We start from the raw sequence: 13,277 nt of genomic DNA, 5'->3' as shown, positions 1-13,277 counted from the left end.
GCTGGATAATAAAGCATGACCCGCTTGACGGCTAGGGCCGTCGGAGACCCTTGTAATGCCTGAACACGATGTACGCCTGCAACAACTGACGGTCTGGCTCGATGAGCAGCTCAATGATCTTTTCCGGAAAAACGCCTGGGGCGAAGTGCCCGCAGGCAGCCTGACCGCGGCCAGCAGCGATGCCAGCTTCCGTCGTTACTTTCGCTGGCAGGGCGCCGGCCACAGCTTCGTGATCATGGATGCACCACCTCCGCAGGAAAACTGCCGACCGTTCGTCGCCATCGACCACTTGCTGGCCAGCGCCGGCGTGCATGTGCCGCTGATCCATGCCCAGGACCTGGAGCGTGGCTTCCTGCTACTGGGTGACCTGGGCTACCAGACATACCTTGATATCATTGATGCCAACAACGCCGACGGCCTGTTCGCCGATGCCATCGACGCGTTGCTGGCGTTCCAGCGCCTGCCGATGGACGCGCCGCTGCCCAGCTACGACGATGCGCTGCTGCGCCGTGAAGTCGAGTTGTTCCCGGAATGGTACGTGGGCCGTGAGCTTGGCCTGGTCTTCAGCGATGCCCAGAAAGCCACCTGGCAACGAATCAGCCAGCTACTGATCGACAGCGCACTGGCCCAGCCCAAGGTACTGGTGCACCGCGACTACATGCCGCGCAACCTGATGCAGAGCACGCCCAACCCCGGCGTGCTGGACTTCCAGGATGCCGTGTACGGCCCGGTCACCTACGACATCACCTGCCTGTTCAAGGACGCCTTCCTCAGTTGGCCGCAGGCGCGGGTCGAAAGCTGGCTGCGCGGCTACTGGCAGAAGGCGCAGGCTGCCGGCATCCCGGTGCAGGCCGACTTCGAGGCGTTCCAGCGTGCCAGCGACCTGATGGGTGTGCAGCGCCACCTGAAGGTGATCGGCATCTTCGCCCGTATCTGCCACCGCGACGGCAAACCCCGTTACCTGGGCGACGTGCCGCGCTTCTTCGCCTATATAGAAGAAGTGATCAGCCGCCGGCCCGAATTGGCGGAGCTGGGTAAGCTGATTGCCGAGTTGCAGGCCGGAGCGCGTGCATGAAGGCAATGATTTTGGCAGCGGGCAAAGGCGAGCGCATGCGCCCGCTGACCCTGCACACCCCCAAGCCGCTGGTCCCGGTCGCCGGCCAGCCACTGATCGAGTACCACCTGCGGGCCCTGGCTGCGGCGGGCGTCACCGAGGTGGTGATCAACCATGCCTGGCTCGGCCAGCAGATCGAGGACCACCTGGGTGACGGCAGCCGTTTCGGCCTGAGCATCCGCTATTCGCCCGAAGGCGAGCCGCTGGAAACCGGCGGTGGCATCTTCAAGGCCCTGCCATTGCTGGGTGACGCGCCGTTCCTGTTGGTGAACGGCGATGTCTGGACCGACTACGACTTCGCGCGCCTGCTGGCTCCCCTGCAAGGCCTGGCCCATTTGGTGCTGGTCGATAACCCAGGCCATCACGGCCGCGGCGACTTCCGCCTGGTGGGCGAGCGGGTGGTCGATGGTGATGATGCCCCTGGCACGCTGACCTTCAGCGGCCTTTCGGTGCTGCACCCGGCGCTGTTCGAAGGCTGCCAGCCTGGCGCCTTCAAGCTGGCGCCGTTGCTGCGCCAGGCCATGGCTGCGGGCCAGGTCAGTGGCGAGCACTACCGGGGTCACTGGGTTGATGTCGGTACGCTCGAACGCCTGGCCGAGGCCGAGCGCCTGATCGGCGAGCGCGCCTGACATGTGGTGGCCAAGCACGGTGATTGGTGCCGGTGCCGGCTTTGCCGTTGCCAGCATCCCCGGGGCCTTGCTCGGCGCGTTGCTCGGCCAGGCCATGGACCGCCGCCTGCGTTTGCAGGGCTGGGAGGACATGCGTGAGCGCCTGGGCGGGCGCCCGGCCTTGCAGGACGACGAGTTACTGTTCGTGATGCTCGGGCGCCTGGCCAAGTGCGATGGCCGGGTGGGCGAGCAGCATATCCAGCAGGCGCGCCAGGAGATGGTGCGCCTGGCCCTGGCCGAAGCGGCCCGGCTGCGCGCGATTGCCGCGTTCAACCGTGGCAAGGCGGGCAAGGACCGACTGAGTGGGCACCTGCGGCGCATTCGCCAGCAGCCGCATGCGGCCGAGGGCACCCTGCGTGCCTGTTGGCGCATGGTCTGGGCCGACGGCAAGATGGGCAACAAGGAGCGTGAACTGCTGCTGGATTGGGGGCAGAAACTGGGCCTGAGCCGGCGGCAGGTGCAAGCCATGTCGCTGGAGTACGAACCACGCAAGGCGGCGGGTCCGGAAGGGGTCGCCATGACCTATGCGGCGGCGTTGCGCTTGCTGGCGGTCGAGGCGGATACCGATGCCGACAAGGTCAAGCAGGCGTATCGTCGGCTGGTCAGCCGGCACCACCCGGACAAGCTGGCGGGCACTGGTGCCAGTGAGGCGCAGGTGCGTGAAGCGACCGAGCGGACCCGGGAGCTGCATCAGGCTTATGCCATGATCCGCAAGCGGCGCGGGCTTTGATGGCCCTATCGCCGGCAAGCCAGCTCCCACAGGTATTGCACTGACCCTGAACACTGTAGGGTACCTGTGGGAGCTGGCTTGCCGGCGATGGGGCCATCATGGCAAACCTTACCCCTGCGGGTTCATCCACCCCCGCACCCGGCGGAACAGTTGCTCCTGCTCGGCCACCTTGTTCCCCGGCATGGCAATCAGCGACAACTGCCGGTACTGACTGTCCTTCTGCCGCTTGCTGGCCTGCAGGCGCTGCGCGGCAGCATTGCGGTCAGCGCTGCGGGTGGCGTAGTAGATGTCGGCAGTCGGCACTTTCAAGGTCGGCGCCAGGCTTTCCAGGTCATGCTCCACCCGCGCCGGTGTCTGCGCGGCAACCATCACCAGTTTCTGCACCTGCGGTGGCTGTTTCTCGCTCAGGTAGCGGGCCGCCCAATACGCGCCGCTGCCATGGCCGATCAGCACGATGCTGCGGGCGTTGTGCTGCTGGGCAAAGGCCACCGCAGCATCCAGGCGGGCAAAAATGCGCTCGGCATCGGCCGGGTCGGTTTGCTCGCTGGCCTGTTTGGCGTCAGTGCTCTCTGCGGTGTCGGCATCGGCTGCGGTGGCCTGGGCGACGTTGGCATTGGCATCGGCCGGCATGTCCTTGGCCGGGGCGCTTTCGCCGTTGTCTGGCTGCGGCTCGGCAGCCGGCTTGGCCTCGACCCGCGCCTGCGGGCTGTCAGCGAGCAGGTCGGGCAGGCTGATGCTCAGGCTGTGCCAGCCGATATCGGGGAACTTCTGCCGCAGCGGGCCGACCGCATTTGGCCAGTCAGCCGTTTCGCCAGCCCCCGGGACGATGATGACCGCACCTTGCGGGTCGCTGTCGTTGGCCGGTTTCCACAGGGCCAGGAAACTGTCGGCACCGGCCTGCAGGGTCTGCTGTTCGGCCTTGGGCACCAGCCGCTCCAGCGCCTGGGCGTCCTCCTGGCTGCGCTCCAGCAGCGGCGGGCGAGGGGCTTGGGCAGCGGGTGCCTCGGTGGTGGTGGATGGTTTTTCGGCATCGGCGGCCAGGGCGCCGAGTGGAAGGATCGAGGCCAGGCAGCACATTGCCAGCGTCGTGCGATAAAGTGTGGACATGAGTCAACCCAGGGCCAGAATGATACCGGCAGCCTAATAGTATTTGCCCGTGACGGCCATGCTGCATGGCCGCCTTGCCAAGACGAGCGTGTAGATGAAGCGAGTGCGTCGCCTGTTGGTTATCGGCTGCTTTTGGCTGCCCTTGATTGCATTGGCCAGACCCGAAGCGGTGCCCACGGTTGCCCTGGAACCGGCCCAGCAGCAATGGCTGGATACACACCGCAGCCTGCGTGTCGGCCTGGTGTTGCAGGCGCCCTACGCTCAGTTCGACCGGCGCCTGCAGCAGCTGTACGGGGCCAACGTGGAACTGGTGAGCAGCCTGGCACAGGCGCTGCGGCTGGACCTTACCTGGCGCAACTTCGCCGATCAGGCCAGCCTCGAGCATGCCCTGCAGGCCGGCGAAATCGACTTTGCCCCGGGGCTTACCCAGACCCCTGCCAGCTTGCGTCTGTGGCTGTTCAGCGACCCTTACATGCGCGTGCCGCAACTGGTGGTTGGGCCGCGCACCGGGACCATGGCCGTGGAACTGGAAACGCTCGAGGCCGAGCAGCGGGTGGCGGTGCGCATGCCCAGCCAGCTGGCGGACTACCTGCGTGGCAACTACAGCAACCTCAACCTGCAAGGGGTGCCCAACGAGCGCGAGGCCCTGCAACTGGTGGTGGGCGGCCAAGCCAGTTTCGCAGTGCTGGACGAAGCCCAGCTCAGCCGCCTGTCGCGCGAAAGCGAGTTCGGCGAGCTGGCGGTGGTCGGCGATATCGGCCTGCCGCAACTGTTGCGCATCGGTTCGCGGCGCGACTGGCCGCTGCTGGCCGATGTGCTCGAGCGTGGCCTGCAGGCACTGCCGGCCAAGGAGCTGGAGCAACTGCACCAGCGTTGGCTGCAGCCAAAGTACCCACGCCTGAGCGAGTCGACGGGGTTCTGGCAGAACCTGGCCCTGCTGTTCGGCATGCTGCTGTTGTGCGTGCTGGCCACCCTGGTGTGGCAGCGTCGGCAGCAGCGCCAGCTGGAGCGCAGCCTGCTGGCCACGCGCGAAAGCCTGGTGGAGCGGCAGGTGCGCGAAGAAGCGTTGCGCCTGAGCCAGTTCGCCATCGACCAGAGCACGGTGGGCATCCTCTGGGTCAACTGGGACAGCCATGTACGCTACGCCAACCATGCCGCCGAGCGCATGCTGGGCTATGGCGAAGGCGCGCTGCTGGAGCGGCCGCTGAGCGACTTTGAACCCAGCCTGACCATGGACCGCTGGCTGGAGCTGTGGAAGGGCGCGCGCACCGGGGCGGGTGGTATCGGCCAGTTCGAGACGCAGTGCCGCCGGGCTGACCAGAGCCTGCTGCCGGTCGAGCTGTCGCTGAGTTTTCTGCGCTTTCGTGATTCCGAGTACCTTGTGGTTTACCTCGCCGATGTTACCGAGCGCCACCGCGCCCTTGCGGCCCTGCGCGAAAGCGAGGCGCGGCTCAAGGGCATTGCCGGCAACGTGCCGGGGTTGGTGTTCCGCCTGGAGCGCGACCCGGCCGAGGGCGACCTGGAATTCCCCTACATCAGCGAGGGCAGCGAGGCCTTGGTGGGCTATTCGCCCAGCGAGATCCAGCACCCGCAGATGGGCCTGCGCAACCTGGTACATCCCGAGGACCGCGCCGATTACCACCGAGTGCAGGACCTGGCCCTGGCCAGTGACCAGGACTGGTCCTGGCAGGGGCGCATCCTCACCCGCCAGGGTGAACAGCGCTGGGCCGACATCAAGGCCAGCACCCGGCGCCTGGGCAACGGCCAGGTGGTGTGGGACGGCGTGGTGTGGGACATCACCCAGGGCAAGCGGGCCGAGTTGGCGCTGGCCAGGTCCCAGGAGCAGCTGCGCGAACTGTCGGCCCACCTGGAGAGCGTGCGTGAGGAAGAAAAGGCCCGCATCGCCCGGGAAGTGCACGATGAACTGGGGCAGATGCTGACCGTGCTCAAGCTGGAGGTGTCGATGTGCGAGCTGGCCTTCGCCGAGCTGGACCCGGGCCTGAACGAGCGCCTGACCAGCATGAAGCGCCTGATCGCCCAACTGTTCCAGCTGGTGCGCGATGTGGCCACCGCCTTGCGCCCGCCGATTCTCGATGCCGGCATCGCCTCGGCCATCGAATGGCAGGCGCGGCGTTTTGAAGCACGCACGCAGATCCCCTGCCTGGTGCAAGTACCGGATAATCTGCCAGCATTGAGCGACGCCAAGGCCACCGGGCTGTTCCGTATCCTCCAGGAGGCACTGACCAACGTGATGCGCCATGCCCAGGCGCACAGCGTGGAGATCGAACTGGTGCGTGAGCACGGGCAATTGCGCATGACTGTCAGCGATGACGGCCAGGGCTTTTGCCGCGACCAGCCCCGGCCCACCTCGTTCGGCCTGGTCGGGGTGCGTGAGCGGGTGCTGATGCTGGGCGGCAGCATGGCGCTGGACAGTGAACCGGGCGAAGGCACCAGCCTGAGCGTGGCCATACCGTTGGAGTAGGAGAGCGATCGTGATTCGAGTGCTGGTGGCCGAAGACCACACCATTGTACGTGAGGGCATCAAGCAGTTGATTGGCCTGGCCAAGGACATGCAGGTGGCGGGGGAGGCCGGTAACGGTGAGCAGCTGCTGGAAACCCTGCGCCACACGCCGTGCGAGGTGGTACTGCTGGATATCTCGATGCCGGGTGTGAATGGCCTGGAGGCGATCCCGCGGATCCGCGCGTTGCACGACGCCCCGGCGATCCTGATGCTGTCGATGCACGATGAAGCGCAGATGGCGGCGCGGGCGCTGAAGGCCGGGGCGGCGGGCTATGCCACCAAGGACAGCGACCCGGCGCTGCTGCTGACTGCGATTCGCCGGGTTGCCGCTGGAGGGCGTTATATCGACCCGGCGCTGGCCGACCGCATGGTCTTCGAAGTGGGCCTGACGGAGTCGCGGCCGTTGCACACGTTGCTGTCGGAGCGGGAGTTTTCGGTGTTCGAACGCCTGGCCCAGGGCGCCAACGTCAACGACATCGCCCAGCAGCTGGCGCTGTCGAGCAAGACCATCAGCACCCACAAGGCGCGCCTGATGCAGAAGCTGAAAGTGAACTCGCTGGCTGAGCTGGTGAAGTACGCGATGGAGCACAAGCTGGTCTGAATGCGACATGCCTGTTCTCGAAACTTGCCGAGGTCCCTGTGGGAGCGGGCGTGCCCGCGAAAGGGCCTGACCTGCGGATCTTTATGACTGAACCGGCCCCTTCGCGGGCATGCCCGCTCCCACAGGTTTGGCGGATGGCTCGGATGAGCATTCCAAACCCGCCATCTTTGTAGGGGAATCCCTACAGCAAATCTTCCATCCGGATGATGGCATTCTCTCAGTACCCCCGATTTTCCGGCGCTTGCCGCTTGTCTAGTCTTTGCCTACGCAGTCATCCAACAAGAAGGTGCAGGCATGAGCGAGGCGAAGTCGAACGCTGCAACCAGCGAAACGCTGGTCAGCTTCCGTGGTGTGCAGAAGAGCTACGACGGCGAGTCGCTGATCGTCAAAGACCTCAACCTGGATATTCGCAAGGGCGAGTTCCTCACCCTGCTTGGCCCGTCCGGCTCGGGCAAGACCACCAGCCTGATGATGCTGGCCGGCTTCGAAACCCCCACCGCCGGTGAAATCCAGCTGGCCGGGCGCTCGATCAACAACGTGCCGCCGCACAAGCGCGACATCGGCATGGTGTTCCAGAACTACGCGCTGTTCCCGCACATGACCGTGGCCGAGAACCTGGCCTTCCCGCTGACCGTGCGCAACCTGAGCAAGACCGACATCAGCGAGCGGGTCAAGCGGGTGCTGAGCATGGTCCAGCTCGATGCCTTCGCCAAGCGTTACCCCGGCCAGCTGTCCGGCGGCCAGCAGCAGCGTGTAGCCCTGGCCCGGGCACTGGTGTTCGAGCCGCAGCTGGTGCTGATGGACGAACCGCTGGGCGCGCTGGACAAGCAGCTGCGCGAACACATGCAGATGGAGATCAAGCACATCCACCAGCGCCTGGGCGTGACCGTGGTGTACGTGACCCACGACCAGGGCGAAGCGCTAACCATGTCCGACCGGGTGGCCGTGTTCCACCAGGGTGAAATCCAGCAGATCGCCGACCCGCGCACGCTGTACGAAGAACCCTGCAACACCTTCGTCGCCAACTTCATCGGCGAGAACAACCGCATCAACGGCACCTTGCTGGCCAGTGATGGCAAGCGCTGCCAGGTGCAGTTGCCACGTGGCGAGCGGGTCGAGGCGCTGGCGGTGAATGTCGGCCAGGCCGGCGAGCCGGTGACCCTGTCGATCCGCCCGGAGCGCGTGCGCCTGAACGGCCACAGCGAAAGCTGCGTGAACCGCTTCTCGGGCCGGGTGGCCGAATTCATTTACCTGGGCGACCACGTGCGGGTGCGCCTGGAAGTTTGCGGCAAGGGCGACTTCTTCGTGAAACAGCCGATTGCCGAGCTCGACCCGGCTTTGGCCGTAGGCGATGTGGTACCGCTGGGCTGGGAGGTGGAGCACGCCCGCGCGCTCGATCCGATTGCCGAAGCCCATTGATGGATTGCTTCACCAACCCTGTACTGTGGAGAGAATAATAATGCGCAAGCAGTTGAAACTGACCGCCCTGGCCCTGGGGCTGTTCGCCGCTGGCCAGGCCATGGCCGCAGACCTCACCGTGGTTTCGTTCGGCGGTGCCAACAAGGCGGCCCAGGTCAAGGCGTTCTACGAACCGTGGGAGAAGGCCGGCAAGGGCAAGATCGTCGCAGGCGAGTACAACGGCGAGATGGCCAAGGTCAAAGCCATGGTCGACACCAAGAGCGTGTCCTGGAACCTGGTGGAAGTTGAGTCGCCAGAACTGGCCCGTGGCTGTGACGAGGGCATGTTCGAAGAACTCGACCCGGCCCTGTTCGGTAATGAGGCCGACTATGTGCCGGGTGCCATCCAGCCATGCGGCGTGGGCTTCTTCGTATGGTCCACGGTGCTGGCCTACAACGCCGACAAGCTGAAGACCGCACCGACCAGCTGGGCCGATTTCTGGGATACCAAGAAATTCCCGGGCAAGCGCGGCCTGCGCAAGGGCGCCAAGTACACCCTGGAATTCGCCCTGATGGCCGACGGCGTGGCGCCGAAGGACGTGTACCAGGTGCTGGGCACCAAAGAGGGCGTGGACCGCGCCTTCAAGAAACTCGACGAACTCAAGCCAAGCATCCAGTGGTGGGAAGCTGGCGCCCAGCCGCCGCAGTACCTGGCCTCGGGTGACGTAGTCATGAGCTCTGCCTACAACGGCCGCATCGCTGCGGTGCAGAAAGAGAGCAACCTGAAGGTGGTGTGGAACGGCGGCATCTACGACTTCGACGCCTGGGCCATCCCGAAAGGCGCCAAGGATGCCGAGGAAGCGAAGAAATTCATCGCCTTCAGCGTGCAGCCCGAGCAGCAGAAGACCTACTCCGAGAACATCGCCTACGGCCCGGCCAATTCCAAGGCCGTGAGCCTGCTGTCGGACGCGGTGAAGAAGGACATGCCGACCACGCCTGAAAACATCGCCAACCAGGTGCAGATCGATGTGGCCTTCTGGGCTGACAACAGCGAGCAGCTGGAGCAACGCTTCAACGCCTGGGCGGCGAAGAAGTAAACGACCAGCGTAGGGGGCCGCTTTGCGGCCCATCGCCGGCAAGCCAGCTCCCACAGGGACCGCGCTATCCCCGATATCAGCGCAGTACCTGTAGGGGCAGCTCCCACAGGGATCAGAGGCCCTGAGGCCAGTGCAGTACCTGTGGGAAAAGCTCTCACAGGGATCACAAGCCCCGAAGCCAGTGCAGTACCTGTGGGAGCTGGCTTGCCGGCGATGGGCTGCGCAGCAGCCCCATTTTCAGTTCGTATCGCGGAGTTCGCCATGGCCATTGCAGTGCCCCTCAAAGAAGGCGCAGGTCCAAGTCTCAAGCAGCGCCTCAAGCACGCCGAGCGGGTCAACCGCTGGAAGGCGCAGGCGTTGATCGCGCCGCTGGCGCTGTTTCTCCTGCTGGTGTTCCTGGTGCCGATCGCGGCGCTGCTGTACAAGAGCGTCGGCAACCCGGAAGTGGTTGGCGGCCTGCCGCGCACCGTGGGCGTCATCACCCAGTGGGATGGCAAGAGCCTGCCGGGCGAGGACGTGTACAAGGCGTTGAGCCAGGACCTGGCCGAGTCGCGCAAGAACCAGACCCTGGGCGACCTTTCCAAGCGCCTGAACATGGAGCTGGCCGGTTACCGCAGCCTGTTGGCCAAGACCGCGCGGGCGCTGCCGTTCAAAAGCGAACCCGCTTCCTATAAAGATGCCTTGCAGGCCCTCGACGAGCGTTGGGGCGACCCGGCCTACTGGCAGGCGATCCGCCGCAACACCAGTACGGTCACCTCGTTCTACCTGCTGGCTTCGCTCGACCACCGTATCGATGACCTTGGCGAACTGGCCAAGGCCACCCCGGACCAGGCCATCTACCTGGATATCTTCGCCCGCACCCTGTGGATGGGTGTGGTGATTACCGCCATCTGCCTGCTGCTCGCCTACCCGCTGGCCTACCTGCTGGCCAACCTGCCGACCCGGCAGAGCAACCTGCTGATGATCCTGGTGCTGCTGCCGTTCTGGACCTCGATCCTGGTGCGGGTGGCGGCGTGGATCGTGCTGCTGCAGTCGGGTGGCCTGATCAACAGCGCGCTGATGGCAATGGGCATCATCGACCAGCCGCTGGAACTGGTGTTCAACCGCACCGGCGTGTACATCTCGATGGTGCACATCCTGTTGCCGTTCATGATCCTGCCGCTGTACAGCGTGATGAAGGGCATTTCGCCAAGTTACATGCGTGCGGCGATCTCGCTGGGCTGCCACCCGTTCGCCAGTTTCTGGCGGGTCTACTTCCCGCAGACCTACGCCGGGGTTGGCGCTGGTTGCCTGCTGGTGTTCATCCTGGCCATCGGCTACTACATTACCCCGGCACTGCTGGGCAGCCCGAATGACCAGATGGTGAGCTACTTCGTGGCCTTCTACACCAACACCAGCATCAACTGGGGCATGGCCACCGCGCTGGGCGGGCTGTTGCTGCTGGCGACCGTGCTGTTGTACCTGATCTATAGCTGGCTGGTCGGCGCCAGCCGCCTGCGCCTGAGCTGAGGAGCCTTGTCATGCTGAGCCCTTACATGTCGCCCGTGGAGCGGGTGTGGTTCTACAGCCTGCGCATTCTTTGCGGCTTGATCCTGCTGTTCCTCATATTGCCGGTGCTGGTGATCGTGCCGCTGTCGTTCAACAGTGGCAGTTTCCTGGTGTACCCGCTGCAGGGCTTCTCGCTGCAGTGGTACCAGGACTTCTTCGGCTCGGCCGAGTGGATGCGGGCCTTGAAGAACAGCATCATCGTCGCCCCGGCAGCCACGGTGCTGGCCATGGTGTTCGGCACCCTGGCGGCCATCGGCCTGACCCGTGGCGACTTCCCGGGCAAGTCGCTGGTGATGGCGCTGGTGATTTCGCCGATGGTGGTGCCGGTGGTGATCATCGGTGTGGCCAGCTACCTGTTCTTTGCCCCGCTGGGCATGGGCAACAGCTTCACCTCGCTGATTCTGGTGCATGCGGTACTGGGCGTGCCGTTCGTCATCATTACCGTGTCGGCGACCTTGCAGGGCTTCAACTACAACCTGGTGCGCGCGGCAGCCAGCCTGGGTGCCTCGCCGCTGCTGACTTTCCGCCGGGTGACCATGCCGCTGATCGCGCCTGGGGTGATTTCGGGGGCGTTGTTCGCCTTTGCCACGTCGTTCGACGAAGTAGTGGTGACCCTGTTCCTGGCCGGGCCGGAGCAGGCGACCCTGCCGCGGCAGATGTTCAGTGGTATTCGAGAGAACCTGAGCCCGACCATTGCCGCGGCGGCGACCTTGCTGATTGCCTTCTCGGTGGTGTTGCTGCTGACCCTGGAGTGGTTGCGTGGGCGTAGCGAGAAGCTGAGGACCCAGCAGCCTGGTTGAAGGTATGTTGCCTGCGCTGGCCTCTTCGCGGCTAAAGCCGCTCCCACAGGATTTGCGCAGCTTTCGATGCCTGCGCGGTCCCTGTGGGAGCGGCTTTAGCCGCGAAGGGGCCGGTACAGGTTGATGCTAATCAGCCTTCATCCGCTTCCCTGGGTTACAATGCGCGCCACCGTGATTCTGCCAACAGGTGCGCCATGCAGCCCTACGCTATTGCCCCCTCCATTCTCTCCGCCGATTTCGCCCGACTGGGCGAGGACGTCGACAAGGTATTGGCCGCGGGTGCCGACATCGTCCACTTCGATGTCATGGACAACCACTACGTCCCCAACCTGACCATCGGCCCGATGGTCTGCACCGCCCTGCGCAAGTACGGCGTCACCGCCCCGATCGACGTGCACCTGATGGTCAGCCCGGTCGACCGCATCATCGGTGACTTCATCGAAGCTGGTGCCACCTACATCACCTTCCACCCGGAAGCCTCGCAGCACATCGACCGTTCGCTGCAGCTGATCAAGGACGGTGGCTGCAAGGCCGGCCTGGTGTTCAACCCGGCCACCAGCCTGGACGCGCTGAAGTACGTGATGGACAAGGTCGACATGGTGCTGCTGATGAGCGTCAACCCGGGCTTCGGCGGGCAGAAGTTCATCCCTGGCACCCTCGACAAGCTGCGCGAGGCGCGTGCGCTGATCGACGCCAGCGGCCGTGATATCCGCCTGGAAATCGACGGTGGCGTCAACGTCAACAACATCCGCGAGATCGCTGCCGCTGGCGCCGACACCTTCGTGGCCGGCTCGGCAATCTTCAACGCCCCGGACTACCAGGAAGTCATTGCCAGGATGCGTGCCGAACTGGCTCAGGCCCGCCCATGAGCGGCTTCGAGCAGCTGTTCCCGGGGACGCTGCCCAGGCTGGTGATGTTCGATCTGGACGGTACCCTGATCGATTCCGTGCCAGACCTGGCCGCCGCCGTGGACCGCATGCTGCTCGAACTGGGGCGCCCGCCTGCCGGCCTGGAGGCGGTGCGCCACTGGGTGGGCAACGGTGCCCAGGTGCTGGTGCGCCGGGCGCTGGCCGGTGGCATCGACCACGCTGCCGTGGACGATGCGCTGGCCGAGCAGGCGTTGGCGCTGTTCATGGACGCCTATGCCGAAAGCCACGAACTGACCGTGGTCTACCCCGGTGTGCAGGACACCCTGCGCTGGCTGCGCAAGCAGGGCGTGGAAATGGCGCTGATCACCAACAAGCCCGAGCGCTTCGTTGGCCCGCTGCTGGACCAGATGAAGATCGGCAACTACTTCCGCTGGATCATCGGCGGTGACACCCTGCCGCAGAAAAAGCCCGACCCTGCGGCGCTGCTGTTCGTCATGCAGATGGCCGGTGTCACCCCGCAGCAGTCGCTGTTTGTCGGCGATTCACGCAGTGATGTGCTGGCGGCCAAGGCGGCTGGCGTGCAGTGCGTGGGCCTGACCTACGGCTACAACCACGGCCGACCGATCCACGACGAAGCCCCCAGCCTGGTGATCGACGACCTGCGCGCATTGCTGCCCGGTTGCGCAGACCCGGCCACTGGGATAACGTTGGCGGACCTTCAAGCCTCACAAGACAGAGAGTCCACCGTGGCGGTTACCGGCAAATTCTGGATGAAAGTCATCAAGGCCCTGGCCCGTTGGCGTTGGCGCGCCTGACTTCAGCCTG

12 protein-coding genes are annotated in these 13,277 nt (G+C 65.0%); 11 read left to right on the top strand and 1 reads right to left on the bottom strand.

The genetic code is table 11. The features are described 5' to 3' along the window. The first annotated feature begins 55 nt into the window (after positions 1-55). From B2790_RS13985 to B2790_RS13975, 3 genes are read left to right on the top strand one after another with little or no spacing between them, the layout of a single operon-like run. The gene (locus B2790_RS13985; RefSeq protein WP_286919015.1) at positions 56-1,075 is read left to right on the top strand and encodes an aminoglycoside phosphotransferase family protein; all 1,020 of its coding nucleotides are present in this window, start codon (positions 56-58) and stop codon (positions 1,073-1,075) included. After that, positions 1,072-1,743 carry an N-acetylmuramate alpha-1-phosphate uridylyltransferase MurU gene (gene murU, locus B2790_RS13980; RefSeq protein WP_112251556.1) on the top strand — a complete coding sequence of 224 codons (672 nt, stop codon included), beginning with the start codon at positions 1,072-1,074 and terminating at the stop codon, positions 1,741-1,743. Before B2790_RS13985 ends, murU begins: the two co-directional genes overlap by 4 nt. Position 1,744: 1 nt before the next feature. After that, entirely contained in the window at positions 1,745-2,512 is a 768-nt protein-coding gene (locus tag B2790_RS13975; protein WP_286919014.1) for a TerB family tellurite resistance protein, read from the top strand. Positions 2,513-2,620: 108 nt separating this feature from the next. Here the strand turns inward: B2790_RS13975 and B2790_RS13970 are convergent, their stop codons facing one another. Continuing rightward, positions 2,621-3,619, bottom strand: a complete 999-nt coding sequence (locus tag B2790_RS13970) for an alpha/beta hydrolase family protein (protein ID WP_286919013.1) — start codon at positions 3,617-3,619, stop codon at positions 2,621-2,623. Positions 3,620-3,713: 94 nt separating this feature from the next. Between B2790_RS13970 and B2790_RS13965 the strand changes: the two genes are divergently transcribed. The 8 genes from B2790_RS13965 (at position 3,714) to B2790_RS13930 (ending at position 13,267) form a co-directional block, all read left to right on the top strand. Continuing rightward, on the top strand, positions 3,714-6,101 hold the full coding sequence (locus B2790_RS13965; protein WP_286919012.1) for a PAS domain-containing sensor histidine kinase: 2,388 nt from the start codon (positions 3,714-3,716) through the stop codon (positions 6,099-6,101). 7 nt (positions 6,102-6,108) lie between these two features. Then, a complete protein-coding gene (locus tag B2790_RS13960) occupies positions 6,109-6,741 on the top strand; it encodes a response regulator (RefSeq protein WP_170929296.1) in 633 nt (210 codons plus the stop codon). 294 nt (positions 6,742-7,035) lie between these two features. Beyond that, entirely contained in the window at positions 7,036-8,160 is a 1,125-nt protein-coding gene (locus B2790_RS13955; protein WP_286919011.1) for an ABC transporter ATP-binding protein, read from the top strand. Between the two features lie 40 nt (positions 8,161-8,200). Further along, positions 8,201-9,235 carry an ABC transporter substrate-binding protein gene (locus B2790_RS13950; protein ID WP_075044415.1) on the top strand — a complete coding sequence of 345 codons (1,035 nt, stop codon included), beginning with the start codon at positions 8,201-8,203 and terminating at the stop codon, positions 9,233-9,235. Between the two features lie 261 nt (positions 9,236-9,496). Further along, the gene (locus B2790_RS13945; RefSeq protein WP_286919010.1) at positions 9,497-10,744 is read left to right on the top strand and encodes an ABC transporter permease; all 1,248 of its coding nucleotides are present in this window, start codon (positions 9,497-9,499) and stop codon (positions 10,742-10,744) included. Positions 10,745-10,755: 11 nt separating this feature from the next. Then, the gene (locus tag B2790_RS13940) at positions 10,756-11,583 is read left to right on the top strand and encodes an ABC transporter permease (RefSeq protein WP_286919009.1); all 828 of its coding nucleotides are present in this window, start codon (positions 10,756-10,758) and stop codon (positions 11,581-11,583) included. A 194-nt stretch (positions 11,584-11,777) separates the two neighbouring features. Beyond that, positions 11,778-12,452 (top strand): ribulose-phosphate 3-epimerase, encoded by a 675-nt coding sequence (rpe, locus tag B2790_RS13935; protein ID WP_038408593.1) that lies wholly within the window; start codon positions 11,778-11,780, stop codon positions 12,450-12,452. After that, positions 12,449-13,267 (top strand): phosphoglycolate phosphatase, encoded by an 819-nt coding sequence (locus tag B2790_RS13930; RefSeq protein ID WP_075044417.1) that lies wholly within the window; start codon positions 12,449-12,451, stop codon positions 13,265-13,267. The genes rpe and B2790_RS13930 overlap by 4 nt, the downstream gene beginning before the upstream one ends. Positions 13,268-13,277: the final 10 nt, after the last annotated feature.

This window comes from Pseudomonas sp. UBA6753 (genome assembly GCF_002453565.1).
Taxonomy (GTDB): Bacteria; Pseudomonadota; Gammaproteobacteria; order Pseudomonadales; family Pseudomonadaceae; genus Aquipseudomonas; species Aquipseudomonas putida_Z.
The sequence above is the reverse complement of the archived record's forward strand: the minus strand, read 5'-3'. Positions and strand labels throughout refer to the sequence as shown.

Coding starts and splice junctions, on each gene's coding strand:
- B2790_RS13940 (WP_286919009.1), top strand. CDS start 10,756: ATGCTGAGCCCTTACATGTCGCCCGTGGAGCGGGTGTGGTTCTACAGC.
- murU (WP_112251556.1), top strand. CDS start 1,072: ATGAAGGCAATGATTTTGGCAGCGGGCAAAGGCGAGCGCATGCGCCCG.
- B2790_RS13955 (WP_286919011.1), top strand. CDS start 7,036: ATGAGCGAGGCGAAGTCGAACGCTGCAACCAGCGAAACGCTGGTCAGC.
- B2790_RS13945 (WP_286919010.1), top strand. CDS start 9,497: ATGGCCATTGCAGTGCCCCTCAAAGAAGGCGCAGGTCCAAGTCTCAAG.
- rpe (WP_038408593.1), top strand. CDS start 11,778: ATGCAGCCCTACGCTATTGCCCCCTCCATTCTCTCCGCCGATTTCGCC.
- B2790_RS13970 (WP_286919013.1), bottom strand. CDS start 3,619: ATGTCCACACTTTATCGCACGACGCTGGCAATGTGCTGCCTGGCCTCG.
- B2790_RS13950 (WP_075044415.1), top strand. CDS start 8,201: ATGCGCAAGCAGTTGAAACTGACCGCCCTGGCCCTGGGGCTGTTCGCC.
- B2790_RS13930 (WP_075044417.1), top strand. CDS start 12,449: ATGAGCGGCTTCGAGCAGCTGTTCCCGGGGACGCTGCCCAGGCTGGTG.
- B2790_RS13965 (WP_286919012.1), top strand. CDS start 3,714: ATGAAGCGAGTGCGTCGCCTGTTGGTTATCGGCTGCTTTTGGCTGCCC.
- B2790_RS13975 (WP_286919014.1), top strand. CDS start 1,745: ATGTGGTGGCCAAGCACGGTGATTGGTGCCGGTGCCGGCTTTGCCGTT.
- B2790_RS13985 (WP_286919015.1), top strand. CDS start 56: ATGCCTGAACACGATGTACGCCTGCAACAACTGACGGTCTGGCTCGAT.